This window comes from Mesorhizobium sp. P2_F7 (genome assembly GCF_056403695.1).
Map to the genome: position 1 here is coordinate 257,870 of NZ_JBFUFA010000001.1, position 18,027 is coordinate 275,896.

Consider the following 18,027-nt stretch of genomic DNA (forward strand, 5'->3'; position numbering starts at 1 on the left):
TTGCCGTGACGGCCAACCGAAATCCGGTCTGGCGAGTTCGCCGGATCAAGTCTATGTCCCTGCAGATCGTCCACCATCCCGACTACGATGCCGGCTTCGCCGTCAATCATCGCTTTCCGATGAGCAAATATCCGCTGCTGATGCAGGCCTTACACATCAGGGGTCTGATCCAGGCCGAGGCGCTGTCGATGCCCGAGCCGGCGCCGGCCTCCTGGCTGAAGCTTGCCCACGCGGCTGATTATGTCGACCAGGTCATCACGTGTTCAGTGCCCGAAAAGATCGAGCGCGAGATCGGCTTTCCCGTGGGGCCGCGCGTTTCGCTCAGAGCGCAGTTTGCAGCCGGCGGCACGGTGCTGGCGGCACGGCTGGCGCTGGCTAACGGCATCGCCTGCAACACCGCCGGCGGCAGCCATCATGCGCGGCGCGCGCAAGGCGCGGGGTTCTGCACCTTCAACGACGTCGCCGTCGCTTCGCTGGTGCTGCTCGCCGAAGGTGCCGCCCAAAACATCCTGGTCGTCGATCTCGACGTGCACCAGGGTGACGGCACAGCGGACATTCTGAAAGACGAACCACGCGCCTTCACATTCTCCATGCATGGTGAGCGCAATTATCCCGTGCGCAAGATCGCCTCCGATCTCGACATCGCGCTGCCGGACGGCACCGGCGATGCGGCCTATCTTGAGCGGCTGGGCGGCATCCTGCCGGAGCTCTCAGCCAAGGCGCGCTGGAACATCGTCTTCTACAATGCCGGCGTCGACATCCATGATGAGGACCGGCTCGGCCGGCTGTCGCTCAGCGATGCCGGCTTGCGCGCACGTGACGCGATGGTGATCGGCCATTTCCGCGCGCTGGGCATTCCGGTCTGCGGTGTTATCGGCGGCGGCTATTCGACGGACGTGGCATCACTGGCAGCACGCCACGCCATCCTGTTCGAGGTGGCCGCAGGCTTCGCGTGAGAAATCTTTAGTTTGAGCATGATCTTTTCCGAAAACCGGTCTCCACTTTTCGGGATCATGCTCCGCCTCACTTCCGAAAGTTGGCGACCCTGAGCAGGATGAAGACCGGCACGACGATCGCCGCGCCGAGCACGATATAGCCGAAGAAGCGATAGACGGCGTTGAAACCGAGATTCCACAGATCGATGAAGAAGGCCTGGATGCGGTAGAAGACGTCCATCGGCGTCCAGCCAAACGCGTTCATCACCAGGCCGACGAGGAACGACACGACCAGCAGCTTGACGATCACCCGGGCGGGCGAGTCACCGAGAAAGCGCGTCACTGCGGACAAGGGCCTGCCTCCAGATTCGTGTGCCCCGGATTCGGGTTGCAGGCCCACGAATACGCACTTGCTGCGCCCGTATCAAGGCAGCCGGACCGACGCAATCGTCACCCGCGGTCATCCGCTGGTCCTTCGCCGGCCTCGGCCTCAACCTCGCCCGCCAGATCGCCGGGCTGCATGACGGACGATCCGGATTCTGGACGGTTCCTGGCGCGGCGCGCGCGTGCGCATGGAACTTCCCGTGCGGCAGTGATGCGCTCGCCAATCGGTTTCCAACAGCCGTTTCCGAAGAGCTGTCCAAGGGCGATTGCCCGAGACGGCCCCATCATGATATCGAGAGGCCGACGCGGGTATGATGTAATGGTAGCTTGTCAGCTTCCCAAGCTGAACGCGCGGGTTCGATTCCCGCTACCCGCTCCAGCAAGAATCAATGATTTAGACGGAGTTGCTGGCGCCTGCCGCAGGCCTGCGCATTGCGACATTGTTCATGCCTGCACCTCGGCGCATATGGGAAGGTGCATTGCCACCTCATCGGCTTCCATCCGCATCAGGGTGTGCGACAGGCCGCCGTGCTCGTCGATCCACTGCCGCACCCAATCGGGGTATTGCGAGAGCAGGTAGTTGGCAGCGACGGCATTCTCACGGGCGCCTACGCCGTACGGCAGATGGAAGCCGAAGGATGCTCGCGGGGTAACGCAAAGCTGCTCGACGGGCAGGGACAGATAGAGCGTGCAGGCGCTGTCGCATGCCCCGTCAAAATGCACTGGCTCGTCGGCGGCGCGCAGTTTGGCGACGTGCAAAGCGAAGGTCACGATCTGGCCACCGGGATTGCGGCTCACCGTCTCCGCGTTTGCAGGCAGCGCCGTCATCAGGGTGGCGGCGAAGAGCCCAATAGCCATGGTCTTCAACGTCCATCCAAGCTTTGCAAGCGGCAGTTCAGTGTGCATCCTGTGGTCTCGCGTTTGTTTCGCGACGCCAACGGTAGCATCAAGATGGTTAACATTAGGCAACGCTCATCAATCTTCCGATCAGTCTGTCACACTGGCGCGAGCGAGATCCCCTCCACCCGCTCCAACCTGCGGCGCAGGGCTGGGCGCGTGACCCGTTGTCCAATTTTCTTGGGGGCCGCAAAGGATCCCATTGGCGAGTTCGCCAATGCCGCCATCCGTGTGGCCCCACCAGGTCCGCCTATAGTCCTGTTCCGCGCAAGGATGGAGCTCCCGGCCGTTATCCCACTTCGCGCAGGATGAAGTCGTGCAGCATTTTGGCGGCCGGCGACAGCGCGCGGTTCTTCACCGTGATCAGGCTGTAGGGGCGGACCTCGATGTCGAACTCTGTCTGGACGACGTCGATGGCGCCGGCGAGACCGTCGGGGTTCTGGATGAATTTTGCTACCTGGATCGACACCGGAGCGATGGCGTCGGATTGCGCCACCATGACTAGGGTAAGCAGCAGCGAGGAGGTGTTGAGGATGCGGTCCGGCAGCGCGATGTTGCGGTTCAAAAAGTTGCTTTCCATCGCCTGGCGCAGCGGCGAACCGCCGGACTGGAAGACCCAATCATAGGCGGCCGTATCCTCGAGCCGCACCGCCTTGCCGTTGCTCAGCGGATGGCCGCGGCGCACGATCAGGCAGGCCTTCTCGACGCCGATGACGCGCGATTCGAACAGCCGCGGATTGAGGTCGTCGGGGATGCGGGCGATGATGAAATCATGACGCGTGGCGATCAGTTCGCGCGCCAAGACGTTGGAGGTTTCGACCTGCATGGTGATCTCGATGCGCGGATAGAGGCGGCGGATTTCGCGGATCGCCGGCACCGCCAATTCGATCGCCGGAGCCGTCACCGCGCCGAGGAATACCGAGCCGCCCTTGCCGGCCTTGAGTTCTGAAATCTCGCGGTCGGCCTCGCGCATTTCGAGCAGGATCGAACGCGCGCGCCTGGCCAGCGCCTTGCCGTAAGGGGTGAGCGTGATGCCGCGCGGCAGCCTTTCGCAAAGCTTCACTTCAAGCACGGCTTCCATCTCGGAAATCATGCGCGAGGCCGCCGGCTGCGAGATGTTCATCACTTGAGCCGCCGCGCTCACCCGACCGTGATCGTCCAGTGCGGCGATCATGCGCATGTGGCGCAGGCTGAGACCACTGCGCAGAAGTGTTTCACCATCGCCCGGTAATTCATCGTAACTGCCTGAAATTCCCGGAGAATTCCGTAACGCCGCCATGTTCTTGTCCGCTCCCGCCAATGTTCCGACCCTTCCTAGTCATATACCGGTTTCGGTATAGCAACCACCGAAGATCGCATTTGACAGTTATGGCAAAGAGACACACCCTTCGCGCGTCCTCAAGACTTGACGGTCGATGACGAGCAAAATCGTATCGATTGAAATCAGGCGACTGAGGGCCGATTGGGAGGATACCGGAGATCGATATGACGGCGGCGGCGCTTTGGCGCATCCGCCCGACTGCGCGGCCCGCGAAGCCCCGAGGTGTCGCGTCCATCAACCAGGGAGAGTTTTACGTGAAAATCATCAAGACACTGGCCGCCGTGGCGGCTCTTGGCATCGCTGCCATGACCTACTCGGCACACGCAGCCGACAAGGGTCTTGTCGGCGTGCTGATGCCGACCAAGACCTCGCAGCGCTGGATCAATGACGGCGATGCCGTCAAGTCGCAGCTCGAAGCTCTCGGCTACACCGTCGACCTGCAATACGCGCAGGACGACATCCCCAACCAGCTCAGCCAGCTGGAAAACGAAATCACCAAGGGCCCGAAGGCGCTGATCATCGCCTCGATCGACGGCACCACGCTGTCGGACGCGCTGCAGAAGGCCGCTGACGCCGGCGTCGTCGTCGTCGCCTATGACCGCCTGATCAAGAAGACCGCCAATGTCGACTACTACACCACCTTCGACAATTTCGGCGTCGGCGTGATCCAGGCGAACTCGCTGGTCAAGGGCCTCAAGGAGCGCTTCCCGAACACCAAGCCATGGAACGTCGAGCTGTTCGGCGGCTCGCCGGACGACAACAACGCCTTCTTCTTCTACAACGGCGCCATCTCCGTCCTGCAGCCGCTGATCGATGACGGTTCGATCAAGATCAAGTCCGGCCAGACCGGCATGGACAAGGTCGGCACGCTGCGCTGGCTCGCCGCCACCGCCCAGGCCCGCATGGACAACCTGCTGTCGGCCAACTACTCGGACGGCAGCCGCGTCGATGGCGTTCTGTCGCCCTATGACGGCCTGTCGCGCGGCATCACCGCCTCGCTGCGCGCTGTCGGCTACGGCACCGACGCTCAGCCTTGGCCGATCGTGACCGGCCAAGACGCCGAGACCGCCTCGGTCAAGCTGATCATCACCGGCGAGCAGTACTCGACCGTCTTCAAGGACACCCGCGAACTGGCCAAGGCCACCGTCGAACTCGTCGACAAGGTGCTCTCGGGCGGCAAGCCGGAAGGCCTCGATGAAAAGACCTACAACAACGACGTCAAGGTCGTCCCCTCGATCCTTTTGACGCCGCATGAGGTCGACAAGTCGAACTACCAGGCGCTGGTCGTCGACTCCGGCTACATCAAGGCCGACGAGCTGAAGTAAATTCGGTTGTAAAATCAGGGGTCCTGCGCAACGCAGGGCCCCTTTTCGTTCACCAGCGGGCCCGGTATTGTTACCGACCTCGCCGGCAGTGTTTGCCGACCTCTCAAGGAGCGGTAGTTCCCATGGCCTCGACGATTTTGGAGATGCGCGACATCACCAAGACGTTCCCCGGCGTGAAGGCGCTGTCGAACGTCAACCTCAGTGTCGAGGAAGGCGAGATCCATGCCGTGGTCGGTGAGAACGGCGCCGGCAAGTCGACGCTGATGAAGGTTCTGTCGGGCGTCTATCCCGCAGGCACCTATGACGGCCAGATCATTTTCCAGGGCCAGGAATGCCATTTCAAGGGCATCCATGACAGCGAACACAAGGGCATCGTCATCATCCACCAGGAGCTTGCGCTCGTGCCGATGCTGTCGATCACCGAAAACATTTTCCTCGGCAACGAAAATGCCAAATACGGCGTCATCGACTGGGACGCCAATGAGAAACGCACCAGCGCCCTGTTGAAGAAGGTGGGCCTCAAGGAGGACCCCAAGACGCTGATCACCAATATCGGCGTCGGCAAGCAGCAACTGGTCGAGATCGCCAAGGCGCTGAGCAAGGACGTCAAGCTCTTGATCCTCGACGAGCCGACGGCGTCGCTCAGCGAGAAAGACAGTCAGGCTCTGCTCGACCTTTTGCTGGAATTCAAGCGGCAAGGCATGACCTCGATCCTGATCTCGCACAAGCTGAACGAGATCAACCGCGTCGCCGACAAGGTCACCGTCATCCGCGACGGCCGCACCATCGAGACGCTGGCCAAGAAGGATATCTCGGAAGACCGCATCATCACTTCGATGGTCGGCCGCTCGCTGGACGACCGCTATCCGCCGCGCGAGCCCAAGATCGGCGAGGTCGTGTTCGAGGTGAAGAACTGGTCGGTCTATCACCCGCTCCATGCCGAACGGCAGGTGATCAAGGGCATCGACATCAATGTGCGCAAGGGCGAGGTGGTCGGCATTGCCGGGCTGATGGGCGCCGGCCGCACCGAATTCGCCATGAGCCTGTTTGGCCGCTCCTATGGCCGTCGTATCACCGGCGAGGTGCTGCTCAAGGGCAAGCCGGTCGATGTCACCACGGTGAGCAAGGCTGTCCAGCACGGCATTGCCTATGTCACAGAGGACCGCAAGACCTACGGTCTCAACCTCATCGACCACATCAAGCACAACATCACACTCGCCAATCTCGGCGGCGTGTCGCGCCACAGCGTGATCGACGACATGCGTGAGCTCGCCGTTGCCAACGACTATCGCAAGAAGACCAACATCCGCGCGTCCAGCGTCTACCAGATGACGGGCAATCTTTCCGGCGGCAACCAGCAGAAGGTTGTGCTGTCGAAATGGCTGTTCGCCGACCCTGAGGTGCTGATCCTCGACGAGCCGACACGCGGCATCGATGTCGGCGCCAAATACGAAATCTACACGATCATCGCGCGTCTTGCCTCTGAGGGTAAGGCGATCGTGGTCATCTCGTCGGAAATGCCGGAATTGCTTGGCATTACCGACCGCATCTACGTCATGAACGAAGGGCGCATCGTCGGCGAAATGCCGGCGGCCGAAGCAAGCCAGGAAAAAATTATGCGCGCTATCGTTCGGGGAGAAGGAAAAGCAGCATGAGCACCGAAAGCGCCCCCGCCCCGCAGGGCAACGTCGTCGAAGAACAGCGTCCACGCATTGCCGTCTCGGCGCTGACGACGAATCTGCGCGAATACGGCCTGATCATCGCGCTGATCGTCATCATGCTGTTCTTCCAGTTCACCACCTCGGGAACGCTGTTCAAGCCGGTCAACCTCAGCAATCTGGTGCAGCAGAACTCCTTCATCATCGTGATGGCGCTAGGCATGCTGCTGGTCATCGTGTCCGGCTATATCGACCTCAGCGTCGGATCGGTCGCCGGTTTCATCGGCGCGCTGGCGGCCAACATGATGGTCATCTGGCAGCTCGGACCGCTCAGCAATCCGCTGGTGGTTTCGATAGTCTGCCTGATCGTCGGCGGCCTCATCGGCGCTACGCAAGGCTACTGGATCGCCTATCACCGGATACCGAGCTTCATCGTGACGTTGGCGGGCATGCTGATCTTTCGCGGCATCTGCCAGGCGCTGCTCGGCGGTGGCTCCTCGGTCGGCCCGCTTCCGGACGACTTCAAGATGCTCAGCTCCGGCTTCATCCCAGACGTCATCGGCCCGCTGACGCTCGTCCCGCCAGTAGTGAACGCGGCCGGCAAGACCATCCTGGGCAGCGGCGTGACGCTGCACATGACGACGGTCCTGCTGGGGCTGATCGCCGTGCTGGCCTATGCCTATTTCGGGGTCCGCACCCGGCGCAAGCGCGAGCGCCATGGCTATGAGGCCGAACCCTTCCCCCTGTTCATTGTCAAGACGCTGGTCGCCAGCGCGCTGGCGCTGTTCCTGGTCTATGAGTTCGCCAGCTACAGGGGCCTGCCGGTGGTGCTGCTGGTCATGGGCGTGCTGATCACGCTGTTCGTCTTCGTCACCAAGCGCATGACCATTGGCCGGCGCATCTACGCCATGGGCGGCAACCCAAAGGCCGCGCAGCTGTCGGGCATCAACACCGAGCGGCTGACGCTGATGGTGTTCATCAACATGGGCGTGCTGTCGGCGCTCGGCGGCCTGATCATCGCGGCTCGCCTTGGCCAGGCGGTGCCTGCGGCGGGTCTCGGCTCGGAGCTCGATGTCATCGCCGCTGTCTTCATCGGCGGCGCCTCGGCGATGGGCGGCGTCGGCCAGGTCATCGGCGCTGTGGTCGGCGGTTTCATCATGGGCGTGATGAACAACGGCATGTCGATCATGGGCGTCAATGTCGACTGGCAGCAGGTGGTCAAAGGGCTGGTGCTGCTCGGCGCCGTGATCTTCGACGTCTACAACAAGAACAAGGCTTGAACAGGCTTAGGCGAGGCAACGAGGAAGGCATACGGGTCAAGATCGCGATGTTGCCGGCAACCTGCCGACATCAGCAAGTCCCCTGAGGGACCGAGCCCGCGAGCGCAATCCCGACGAAGAGTTCAACCCGTGGCGCGGCGTGGTCCGAGCCGCGCAGGTCAAGGTTTGCCAAGAGGCAACCGGGCCAAGGCACATGAGAGAGGGTTTCATCATGCTGATCTCCCAGATCCTCGACGACGCCGAGACGATCCGTGTCGTCGCCCGCAATGGCGGCGGCAAGACCAGGGTCATCAACGGCGCCCGCAGCGTCTATTCGCTGGCGATGGAAGCCGCGCGCACCGGCACCGGTCTCGCCGCACTGATCGAGCGCAAGGGATACGGTGAGGCCGTGGACCTCGACGCCGCCTACAAGAAGGGTCGGCTGGTGTCGCCGATCAACCATCCCGATCCCGCGCATCTGCATCTGACCGGCACCGGCCTGACCCATCTCGGCTCGGCTGCAACGCGCGATTCCATGCACAAGAAGCTCAGCGACGGCGGCGAGGAGCAGCTCACCGATTCCATGAAGATGTTCCGCATGGGGCTGGAGGGCGGCAAGCCGGCCAAGGGCCAGACCGGCGTGCAGCCGGAATGGTTCTACAAGGGCAACGGCACCATGGCGGTGGCGCCCGGCGCCGCACTGATGTCGCCAGCCTTTGCGCAGGACGCGGGCGAGGAGCCGGAGATCGCCGGCATCTATGTCATCGGCGACGACGGCGCGCCGTTCCGCGTCGGCTTCACGCTGTCCAACGAGTTTTCCGACCACGTCACCGAGCGGGTGAATTACCTGTTCCTGGCGCATTCCAAGCTTCGCAATGCCTCGTTCGGGCCGGAGATCCTGATCGGCGACCTGCCGGCCGACATCAGGGGCTCATCGCGAATCTATCGCGACAGCAATCTTTTGTGGGAAAAGCCGTTCCTGTCGGGCGAAGCGAACATGTCGCACACCATCGCCAATCTCGAGCACCACCACTTCAAATACTCGGCCTTCCGTCAGCCGGGCGACGTGCATGTGCACATGTTCGGCACGGCGACGCTGTCGTTTGCCGATGGGATCAGGACGCAGGCCGGCGATGTCTTCGAGATCGAAGCCGGGGATTTCGGCCTGCCGCTGCGCAACCCGCTGGAGATCGAGCAGCCGGTGAAGGTGGCGGTGAAGGCGTTGTAGAAAGGGTGATCTCCCCCCTTGCGGGGGAGATGTCGCCGAAGGCGACAGAGGGGGTCATAGCGCGTGAAGCGCCGACGTCTTCCGCGGCCCAGAGGGCGCTGGCGTTCTACGCGCAGCGACCCCCTCTGGCCTGCCGGCCATCTCCCCCTCAAGGGGGGAGATGGCAGCTTCACCCCTCAATAAATATCAAAATCGAAATACTTCGCCTGGATCTTCTTGTACGTGCCGTCGGCAACAATCGCGTCGATCGCCGCGTTGAGCTTGTCGCGTAGCGCCGTGTCTTCCAGGCGCACGGCAATGCCGGCCTGCGTCTCGGTGCCCTTAACGTCGCCGACCAGCTTGCAGCAGCCGTCGCTCGCCTTCTTCAGCCAGTCCATCAGCACGAATTTGTCCGAAATCACCGCATCGAGGCGGCCATTCTGCAGGTCGGTGATCGCCTCTTCCTGGGTCGGGTAAAGTTTTGCCTCCGCACCGGCCTTGCCGTAGGCATTCTGGGCGTAGTCGGCCTGGGTCGTCGAGGCCTGCGCGCCCACCGTCTTGCCGGCGAGGGCTGCCGGTTCGGTGGAGGTGAGGTCGCTGTCCTTCGGCGCCACCAGCGCCAGCGGCGTGGTGTAGTATTTGTTGGTGAAGGCGACCTGTTTCTTGCGCTCCTCGGTGATGCTCATCGACGCGATGATGGCGTCGAACTTCTTCGCCTGCAGCGCCGGGATGATGCCGTCCCAGTCCTGGGTGACGATCTCGCACTCGACCTTCATTTGCGCGCACAGCGCATTGGCAATGTCGATGTCGAAGCCTTCGACCTTGCCGTCAGACGTAATGGTGTTGAAGGGCGGATAGGCGCCCTCGGTGCCGATCTTCAACTTCTCCTGCGCCTGCGCCAGCGATCCGGCCGCCATCACCAGCATGGCAGCGCTCGCTGCCGACATGATCCATCTTGAAATCTGCATTTTTGGTTCCCCTTGCGCGCCGGTCTCTTGCCGGTCACCGAAAGGCAGCCAAGCATGGTGAGCCGATGCAGGCAAGTATTTTGCCCGCCGGTGATCGAGGTCAGCCGGCGGTGCGGAAATGCTTGGAGAGTTTCAGGCCTTGCGCCTGGTAGTTGGAACCGAGATCGGTCCCGTAGAGCGCCTGCGGCCGCTTCAGCATGTGTTCGTAGACCAGCCGGCCAACGATCTGGCCATGGTCGAGGATAAACGGCACTTCGTGGCTGCGCACTTCGAGCACCGCCCGGCTGCCCGTGCCGCCGACGGCTGAATGGCCAAAACCCGGGTCGAAGAAGCCGGCATAGTGGACGCGGAATTCGCCGACCAGCGGATCGAAGGGCGTCATCTCGGCGGCGTAGAGCGGCGGCACGTGCACCGCCTCACGGCTGACCAGAATGTAGAATTCGTCGGGATCGAGCACCAGTTCGCCGGCGCCGCTCTTGTAGAGCGGCTCCCAGAAATCGACGGCATCCTGCGCGGCGCGCTTGTCGACGTCGACCAGGCCGGTGTGATGCTTGCCGCGATAGCCGACCAGGCCGTTCTGATCGCCATCGAGGTCGATGGACAGCGCAATGCCGCCGCCGGAAATGTTGGGCGGCTCGGTGGCCACCAGCATTTCGGCCCGGTGCAATTCGTTCAGCTCTGCCTCCGACAGCAAAGCATTGCCGGTGCGGAAGCGGATCTGCGACAGCCGCGAGCCGGCGCGCACGACGATCGGAAAGGTGCGCGGGCTGACTTCGAGATAGAGCGGCCCGTGATAGCCGGCGGCGATCTTGTCGAACTCGTGGCCGCGGTCGGTCATCACCCGGGTGAAGATATCGAGCCGCCCAGTCGAACTCTTCGGATTGGCCGAGGCGGACACGTTTGCAGGCAGCGCCAGGCTTTCGAGCAGCGGCACGATGTAGACGCAGCCGGTTTCCAGCACCGCGCCATCGCTGAGATTGATCTCGTGCAGCTTCAGCCGGTCAAGCTTTTCCGACACCTTGTGGTTGGGGCCTGGCAGGAAGGACGCGCGCACGCGAAAAGCCTTGTCGCCGAGCCTGAGATCGAGGCTGGCCGGCTGGACCTGATCGGCGTCCAGCACGCGCGGCGACTTCAGCGCGCCGGACTGGAACAGCGCGGAAATGTCCTGATCGGGAAGAATGCCTGTCTGCCGCAAAGGCTGGCTCCACTCCAAGGCCGGTGACATGAGGCAGGTTCTTGCCGCAAAACCGCAGGACACTTTTGCGGAACCTGCCTTGGTACAAACCTCTTAATGAAGCCGGCAATTGACGCAAGCATGGCTGAGGTCTAAAGGGTCGTTATCCCGTGGTGATTTGGCCGGTCGGCTTGCAGCCACGTTAAACAAGTCGCTAAAGGACCGTCGGGCCGCAAGGCCGTATGGACCGGTTGCGACTTTCGCGGCCGGTTTTTTTGTGTCTGGAACAAAAGCGATGAGCACCAAGAAGCGTAACTGGAAGCCTCAGACCGCACTCGTGCACGGGGGAACGCTGCGTTCCCAGTTCGGCGAGACGTCGGAAGCGATGTACCTCACCCAGGGCTACGTCTATGAGACGGCACAGGCCGCCGAGGCCCGTTTCAAGGGCGAGGAGCCGGGCTTCATCTATTCGCGCTACGCCAACCCGACCGTCGACATGTTCGAAAAGCGCATGTGTGCGCTGGAAGGCGCCGAGGACGCGCGCGCCACGGCATCCGGCATGGCTGCGGTGACGGCGGCGCTGCTGTGCAGCGCCAGGGCCGGCGATCATATCGTGGCGGCGCGCGCGTTGTTCGGCTCCTGCCGCTGGGTGGTCGAGACGCTGGCGCCGAAATACGGCATCGAGGCGACGCTGGTCGACGGCACCGACATCGCCAATTGGGAAAAGGCGGTCAGGCCGAACACGAAACTGTTCTTCCTGGAAAGCCCGACCAACCCGACGCTGGAAGTGGTCGACATCGCCGCCGTCGCCTCGCTGGCCACCTCGATCGGCGCCAGGCTTATCGTCGACAACGTCTTTGCCACGCCCTTGCAGCAGAAGCCGCTGCAGCTCGGCGCTCACATCGTCGTCTACTCCGCGACCAAACACATTGACGGCCAGGGACGGTGTCTCGGCGGCATCATCCTGTCGGACAAGAAGTGGATCGACGAGAATTTGCACGACTACTTCCGCCACACCGGTCCGAGCCTCTCGCCCTTCAACGCCTGGACGCTGCTCAAGGGCCTGGAAACGCTGCCGGTGCGCGTGCGCCAGCAGACGGAAAGTGCCGGCAAGATCGCCGACTTCCTGGCCGGGCAGTCGCAGATCGCCCGCGTCATCTATCCCGGCCGCGCCGACCATCCGCAGGCCGACATCGTCAAGAAGCAGATGGCGGGCGGCTCGACGCTGATCTGCCTCGACGTCAAGGGCGGCAAGCAGGCGGCCTTCGCCTTGCAGAACGCGCTCGACATCGTGCTGATCTCCAACAATCTCGGTGACGCCAAGAGCCTGATCACCCATCCGGCGACGACGACGCACAAGAACCTCAGCGACGAGGCACGCGCCGAGCTCGGCATCGGACCGGGCACGCTCCGATTGTCGGTTGGTCTGGAGGATTCGGACGATCTGCTTGAGGACGTTGCGCAGGCGCTGAAGGCGGCGAAATAGCGGCCTGCTTCGGAAGCAAGGCAAAGGCCCGGGCGTTGATCAGGCGCTCGAGGAGGCCTCTTCCAGTTCCGTCATCGCCTTGGTGCGGATGACCATGGCATTGCCGCGCCATTCGACCGCGCCGCCGAGCCAACCGCGCGACCAGATGGCGGGAAGCATCACATCGCGCACGATCATTGCGGTGACGATGCGCGGCGACAGATACCAGCCCTTGGCCCAGGCAAGCAGGCATTCCGGCACATAGGCAAAGGCCAGGACGCCCAAAGCCGTGGTGGGCAGGCTGACGCCGGCGCTTGCCGCCGCCACCAGCGCCAGCAGCAGCGGCACCGCCACGCCGGTCAGGATTTCGGGCGTGTAGAACAGCGGGAAGGTGACGCGGCGCAGCCGCGACCAGCGCGTCTGGCGCGACCAGATCTCGGCGAACGTGCGCTGGCCGAGCGGCTGTTCGAAAGGCGAAGCAACGAGATTGACGCGCAGGCCGAGCCCATTAACCAGCTTGGTCGCGGCGGCATCCTCGGCGATCTCGGCAGCAAGCGCCTCGATGCCGCCATTGGCGTCGAGTATCGGCTTGTTCCACAGCATGCTCTTGCCCTGGGCAAAGCCGAGGCCCAGCGCCTCGCCGGCATATTGCCAGCGCGCCTGCAGCGTGTTGAGGAAAGCGCATTCGACCTCGGCCCAGAAACCATCCGGCCGCGAGCCGATCGGGGTCGAACAGACAAGCCCGGTGTCCGGCCGCCAGGCCGCCATCAGATGCTGGACGTAGTCGACAGGCATCAGCACGTTGGAATCGGCCAGGATGACCCAATTGTACTGCGCCGCCTGCCAGCCCTTGACGCAGTTGTTGAGCTTCGGGTTGGCGCTGACCCGGTCATCGCCGATGAGGAGCTGCGCCGGGATCTCGGGATGGCCGGCGATCGCGGCGTTGATGAGCTTGACCACGGGGTCTTCAGCATGAGCGACGCAGAAGATCAGCTCGTAGCGCGGCCAGCCGAGCGAGAAGGCGCGCTGCAGCGTCTCCTGCGTAAATGGCTCCACCCCGCGCGATGGCACGACGATCGAGACCGGCGGCGCCTTTCTCGCCGGCGGGGCAATCGGGCGCGGCCGCCTCAGGCTGAGCGAGGCGAGCACAATGCTGGCGAGATTGGAGAGAAGCAGGAGTGTCGAAAGCAGCGCTGCTATGACTGTCAGTTCCATCGAGATCTGGTCACTCCGGAAAAAAGCGGCCAGGAATGGCCGTTTTCAACAGTTCGACAGAGCGCTGAGTCGCCCGACACGGTTCATGCACACCATCATTGTCATGTGTCACTTAAATGACATTGTTGTTCGGCACCTGCGCATGAGGCCTAATGCGGGTGTACGGCAAGAGCGCCGACAGGTCCGTTGGTGTCGTTTGGAGCAGCCTATGTACCGCGCCGTCACGCGCAACATCGAAGTGCAGGTCAGACCGTTCTACCTGGAGGATCGTTCGGATCCGTCGGAGAACCGTTATGTCTGGGGCTATCAGGTGACGATCGACAACCAGTCGGACGAGTTCGTGCAGCTCATGTCGCGCTACTGGCACATCACCGACGGCAGCGGCCGGGTCGAGGAAGTGCGCGGCGCCGGCGTCGTCGGCGACCAGCCCGAGCTCAATCCCGGCGACAGCTATCAATACACGTCAGGCTGCCCGCTCTCGACGCCGTCGGGCTTCATGGTCGGACACTACACAATGCGCAACAAAAGGGGCGAGACGTTCGACATCGCTATTCCCGCGTTTTCGCTGGATCTGCCGGGGACGCGGCGAACGGTGAATTGAGAGGGCTTGGTTCCTCGCCCCCGCAAGGCGGGGGAGAGGTGGCCCGGCGAAGCCGGGACGGAGAGGGGGACGACCGTCGCGAAGCCAGAATCCGGTAAGGATCAGGCGCAAGACCTGCAACGTCAGCGAATTCCCGTCTGCAGCAAAGACCCCTCTCCGTCCCGGCTTCGCCGGGCCACTTCTCCCCACTTCGTGGGGCGAGGAATCGGAGTTTGACCCTTACTGGGCCGCGAATTCCGCCGGGTCGAAGTCGTACTGCTTCGAGCAGAACTCGCAGGCGACGTGGATGCCGCCATCCTCGGTCGAGTCCTTGATCTCCTGCGCGGAGAAGCCTTCGAGGATGCCGCGGATCTTGTCACGCGAGCACGAGCACTGATCCGCCACCGGCACACCGCCGAAGACGCGCACGCCATGTTCATGGAACAACCGGTAGAGCAACCGCTCGGCGCCGATGGTCGGGTCGATCAGTTCGGTTGGCTCGATGGTGCCGAGCAGGGCCACCAGCTCACGCCACGAATTGTCGGCCGGCTCTTGCGTGACGTCGCGCGGATCGCCGTCGCCGCCCGAAATGTCGGGCACGCGCATGCGCTCGGGCGACTGCGGCAGGAACTGCGCCAGGATGCCGCCGGCGCGCCACTGTTCGCGGGCGCCGCCGGGGCCGGGTGTCAGAAGCTTGGCCACCGAAAGCCTGAGGTCGGTCGGGATCTGCTCCGACTGGCGGAAATAGGTGCGCGCGGCGTCTTCCAGCGTCTCGCCGTCGAGCTGGACGATGCCCTGATAGCGCTGCGTGTGCGCGCCCTGGTCGATGGTCAGCGCCAGCACGCCGCTGCCCAGCAGCGTCTGTTGCGAGGTCTCGCCGGCAGCCACCAAGGCCTCAAGCCGATCAGCGTCGAAACGGGCATACGCGCGCAATGCCGAGGGCGTGGAGAAATCCGCGACCAGCATGTCGACCGGCCCGTCGGTGCGGGTCTGCAGGATGAACTTGCCCTCGAACTTCAACGAGGTGCCGAGCAGCACCGTCAGCACACAGGCTTCCGCCAAAAGGCGAGCAACCGGCTCGGGATAGTCGTGGCGGCTGAGGATGGCGTCGAGCATCGGCCCGAGCTGCACGGTGCGGCCGCGAACGTCGAGCGGGCCGACCTCGAACGGTACGACGTGATCGTCGCCGGCATAGCCGAACTCGCCGAGTTTGGGGTGATGTTCAGTCACTTGATGCGTTTCCAACATGACAAAGCTCCTGGGCGCGGCCATGCCGCCCGGAGGGGTGCATGCGTCCAAACGCGCTTGATTTGCGTGATGCGGCGCAGATAGGCATCGCGCCGCCCCAGATCAAGCGCCCAAGCACGTCAGGCACCAAGGCACTTCACGCTCCAAGACACCAGGCGAGCACGGCCTTCTGGGCGTGGAGCCGGTTCTCGGCCTCGTCGAAGACCACCGAATGCGGCCCGTCGATGACCTCGTCGGTCACCTCCTCGCCGCGATGCGCCGGCAGGCAGTGCATGAACAGGGCGTCGGGCTTGGCCCTTGCCATCAGCGCCGCATTGACCTGATAGGGCGAGAAGACGTTGTGGCCGCGGGCGCGGTGCTCCTGGCCCATCGACACCCAGCAATCGGTGACGACGCAATCTGCCTGGTCGACGGCTTCCTCGGGCGAGCGGGTAAAGCTCAGCTTGCCGCCATTGGTCTTCGACCAGTCGATATGCTTCTGCGCCGGCTCGCTGCCTTCCGGAACGGCGACATTGAGGTTGAAGCGGAACCGCGCCGAGGCTTCGAGCAGCGAATGCAGCACATTGTTGCCGTCGCCGGTCCAGGCGATGGTCTTGCCGGCAACCGGACCGCGATGCTCCTCGAAGGTCATGATGTCGGCCATCAGCTGGCAGGGATGGGTGTCATCGGTCAGCCCGTTGATGACCGGGATGGTGGCGTTCTCGGTCAGTTCGAGCAGCCGTTCATGCGAGGTCGTGCGGATCATGATGGCGTCGACATAGCGCGACAGCACCTTGGCGGTGTCGGCGATGGTCTCGGAGCGGCCGAGCTGCATCTCGGTGCCGGTCAGCATGATGGTCTCGCCGCCGAGCTGGCGCATGCCGACATCGAAGGACACGCGCGTACGCGTCGACGGCTTGTCGAAGATCATCGCCAGCACCTTGCCTTCGAGCGGCCTGGTGCGCTCGCCGGCCTTGAGGCGGGCCTTGCGCACCACCGCATCGTCCAGCATGAACCGCAGATCGCCTTCGGAAACGGCGGAAAGATCGGTGAAATGGCGAAGTGACATCAGGAATGGTTCCGGGGTTACTTCGCGGCGGCCGCGGTGATGGCGTCGGCCAGGCCTTTGGCGCCGGCGCGGATGCGATCGAGCGCCTCGCCGATTTCTGCGTCGGTGACGGTAAGCGGCGGCAGCAGGCGAATAACGTTATCGCCGGCCGGTACCGCAAGCAGATGCTGGTCGCGCAGCGCCATGTTGACCTTGGTGTTGGGCATGGCGCATTTCAGGCCGAGCATCAGGCCGGTGCCTCGGATGCCTTCGATGACATCGGGAAATTCGTCGGCGACACCTGCCAGCCCCTGCTTCATCAGCAATGCCTTGCGCTGGACGTCTTCGAGGAAACCGTCCTCCAGCACCACGTCGAGTACGGCATTGCCGACAGCCATCGCCAGCGGATTGCCGCCGAAGGTGGTGCCATGCACGCCTGCCGTCATGCCGACGACAGCCTCGTCGGTGGCCAGGCACGCGCCCATCGGGAAGCCGCCGCCAATGCCCTTGGCGATCGCCATGATGTCGGGCGTCACGCCGGTCCATTCATGCGCGAACAGCTTGCCGGTACGGCCGATGCCGCACTGGACCTCGTCGAAGATCAACAGCAGCCCGTGCTGGTCGCAGAGCTGCCGCAGCCGCTTCAGCGATTGCGTCGGCACAGGGCGGATGCCGCCCTCGCCCTGCACCGGCTCGATGAGGATCGCGGCGGTCTCAGATGTGATCGCCTTCTCGGCGGCGTCGATGTCGTCGAAGCCGACCTGGTCGAAACCTTCGACCTTGGGCCCAAAACCTTCGAGATATTTGTACTGGCCGCCGGCGGCGATGGTCGCCAGCGTGCGGCCATGGAAGGCGCCTTCGAAGGTGATGACGTGGAAGCGCTCGGGATGGCCCTTGACGAACTGGTAGCGCCGCGCCGTCTTGATCGCGCATTCCAGCGCCTCGGCGCCGGAATTGGTGAAGAACACCTTGTCGGCGAAGGTGGCCTCGACCAGCCGCTCGCCCAACCGTGTCTGAGCCGGGATCTCGTAAAGATTGGAGACGTGCCAGAGCTTGGCCGCCTGTTCGGTCAGCGCCGCGACCAGATGCGGATGGCTGTGGCCCAACGAATTGACCGCGATGCCGCCAGCAAAATCGAGATATCGCTCGCCCTTGTCGGTAACCAGCCAGGTGCCTTCGCCATGGTCGAAGGCCAGGGGTGCGCGAGCAAAGGTCTCGTAAAGCGCCGAACCGCTCATTATATGCGTCTCCGGTACCGGAAAATCAAAAAAGCCGCCAAAGCGGCGGCCTTGTGCGGCTTATCGTGTTTTTCGGCCATGAAGTCAACGAAAACGTCGTGCAAAGGCGCGCGGCAAGCTCCCGAC

General features: G+C 63.3%; 16 protein-coding genes, 1 tRNA gene and 1 riboswitch. Of the genes, 8 read left to right on the forward strand and 9 right to left on the reverse strand.

Annotation, left to right across the window (positions count from 1 at the left end; all coding sequences use genetic code 11):
- Window positions 1-53 precede the first annotated feature (53 nt).
- Window positions 54-956 (forward strand): histone deacetylase family protein, encoded by a 903-nt coding sequence (locus tag AC1DZ8_RS01205; RefSeq protein ID WP_477306842.1) that lies wholly within the window; start codon window positions 54-56, stop codon window positions 954-956.
- A 67-nt stretch (window positions 957-1,023) separates the two neighbouring features.
- Here the strand turns inward: AC1DZ8_RS01205 and AC1DZ8_RS01210 are convergent, their stop codons facing one another.
- On the reverse strand, window positions 1,024-1,287 hold the full coding sequence (locus AC1DZ8_RS01210; protein WP_477306844.1) for a DUF6460 domain-containing protein: 264 nt from the start codon (window positions 1,285-1,287) through the stop codon (window positions 1,024-1,026).
- Between the two features lie 337 nt (window positions 1,288-1,624).
- On the opposite strand from AC1DZ8_RS01210, the gene AC1DZ8_RS01215 reads away from it, so the two are divergent.
- Window positions 1,625-1,698 (forward strand) — tRNA-Gly (locus AC1DZ8_RS01215).
- A 65-nt stretch (window positions 1,699-1,763) separates the two neighbouring features.
- Here the strand turns inward: AC1DZ8_RS01215 and AC1DZ8_RS01220 are convergent.
- Both AC1DZ8_RS01220 and AC1DZ8_RS01225 read right to left on the reverse strand, forming a co-directional pair.
- Window positions 1,764-2,225: a hypothetical protein gene (locus AC1DZ8_RS01220; protein WP_477306846.1), complete on the reverse strand. Its 462-nt coding sequence runs from the start codon at window positions 2,223-2,225 to the stop codon at window positions 1,764-1,766.
- A gap of 280 nt (window positions 2,226-2,505) precedes the next feature.
- Window positions 2,506-3,495, reverse strand: coding sequence for a LysR family transcriptional regulator (locus tag AC1DZ8_RS01225; RefSeq protein ID WP_477306848.1), 990 nt, complete (start codon window positions 3,493-3,495; stop codon window positions 2,506-2,508).
- Window positions 3,496-3,791: 296 nt separating this feature from the next.
- Here AC1DZ8_RS01225 and chvE point away from each other — a divergent pair, with 296 nt between their 5' ends.
- The 4 genes from chvE (at window position 3,792) to araD1 (ending at window position 9,007) form a co-directional block, all read left to right on the forward strand.
- Window positions 3,792-4,862: a multiple monosaccharide ABC transporter substrate-binding protein gene (chvE, locus tag AC1DZ8_RS01230; protein ID WP_477306850.1), complete on the forward strand. Its 1,071-nt coding sequence runs from the start codon at window positions 3,792-3,794 to the stop codon at window positions 4,860-4,862.
- 122 nt (window positions 4,863-4,984) lie between these two features.
- Window positions 4,985-6,517, forward strand: coding sequence for a multiple monosaccharide ABC transporter ATP-binding protein (gene mmsA, locus AC1DZ8_RS01235; protein ID WP_477306852.1), 1,533 nt, complete (start codon window positions 4,985-4,987; stop codon window positions 6,515-6,517).
- Window positions 6,514-7,800: a multiple monosaccharide ABC transporter permease gene (mmsB, locus tag AC1DZ8_RS01240; RefSeq protein ID WP_477306854.1), complete on the forward strand. Its 1,287-nt coding sequence runs from the start codon at window positions 6,514-6,516 to the stop codon at window positions 7,798-7,800. The genes mmsA and mmsB overlap by 4 nt, the downstream gene beginning before the upstream one ends.
- A 211-nt stretch (window positions 7,801-8,011) precedes the next feature.
- Window positions 8,012-9,007 carry an AraD1 family protein gene (araD1, locus tag AC1DZ8_RS01245; protein ID WP_477306856.1) on the forward strand — a complete coding sequence of 332 codons (996 nt, stop codon included), beginning with the start codon at window positions 8,012-8,014 and terminating at the stop codon, window positions 9,005-9,007.
- A 176-nt stretch (window positions 9,008-9,183) separates the two neighbouring features.
- On the opposite strand, the gene AC1DZ8_RS01250 is transcribed toward araD1, so the two are convergent.
- Complete coding sequence (locus tag AC1DZ8_RS01250) at window positions 9,184-9,954, reverse strand: ABC transporter substrate-binding protein (protein ID WP_477306858.1); 771 nt, start codon at window positions 9,952-9,954, stop codon at window positions 9,184-9,186.
- Between the two features lie 100 nt (window positions 9,955-10,054).
- The gene (locus AC1DZ8_RS01255) at window positions 10,055-11,179 is read right to left on the reverse strand and encodes a 2'-deoxycytidine 5'-triphosphate deaminase (RefSeq protein ID WP_477306860.1); all 1,125 of its coding nucleotides are present in this window, start codon (window positions 11,177-11,179) and stop codon (window positions 10,055-10,057) included.
- Between the two features lie 109 nt (window positions 11,180-11,288).
- Window positions 11,289-11,366, forward strand: a riboswitch (SAM riboswitch).
- A gap of 57 nt (window positions 11,367-11,423) precedes the next feature.
- Between AC1DZ8_RS01255 and AC1DZ8_RS01260 the strand changes: the two genes are divergently transcribed.
- Window positions 11,424-12,614 (forward strand): O-succinylhomoserine sulfhydrylase, encoded by a 1,191-nt coding sequence (locus tag AC1DZ8_RS01260; protein WP_477306862.1) that lies wholly within the window; start codon window positions 11,424-11,426, stop codon window positions 12,612-12,614.
- Window positions 12,615-12,653: 39 nt separating this feature from the next.
- Here AC1DZ8_RS01260 and AC1DZ8_RS01265 read toward each other — a convergent pair whose 3' ends face one another.
- Window positions 12,654-13,808 carry a ceramide glucosyltransferase gene (locus tag AC1DZ8_RS01265; RefSeq protein ID WP_477306864.1) on the reverse strand — a complete coding sequence of 385 codons (1,155 nt, stop codon included), beginning with the start codon at window positions 13,806-13,808 and terminating at the stop codon, window positions 12,654-12,656.
- A gap of 208 nt (window positions 13,809-14,016) precedes the next feature.
- Between AC1DZ8_RS01265 and apaG the strand changes: the two genes are divergently transcribed.
- Window positions 14,017-14,409: a Co2+/Mg2+ efflux protein ApaG gene (apaG, locus tag AC1DZ8_RS01270; RefSeq protein ID WP_112565540.1), complete on the forward strand. Its 393-nt coding sequence runs from the start codon at window positions 14,017-14,019 to the stop codon at window positions 14,407-14,409.
- 219 nt (window positions 14,410-14,628) lie between these two features.
- Here the strand turns inward: apaG and AC1DZ8_RS01275 are convergent, their stop codons facing one another.
- From AC1DZ8_RS01275 to AC1DZ8_RS01285, 3 genes are all read right to left on the reverse strand, one after another.
- A complete protein-coding gene (locus tag AC1DZ8_RS01275) occupies window positions 14,629-15,660 on the reverse strand; it encodes an Hsp33 family molecular chaperone (protein WP_477400270.1) in 1,032 nt (343 codons plus the stop codon).
- Between the two features lie 112 nt (window positions 15,661-15,772).
- Entirely contained in the window at window positions 15,773-16,684 is a 912-nt protein-coding gene (gene argF / locus AC1DZ8_RS01280; protein WP_192258864.1) for an ornithine carbamoyltransferase, read from the reverse strand.
- A gap of 17 nt (window positions 16,685-16,701) precedes the next feature.
- Window positions 16,702-17,901, reverse strand: a complete 1,200-nt coding sequence (locus AC1DZ8_RS01285) for an acetylornithine transaminase (protein ID WP_477300675.1) — start codon at window positions 17,899-17,901, stop codon at window positions 16,702-16,704.
- Window positions 17,902-18,027 lie beyond the last annotated feature (126 nt).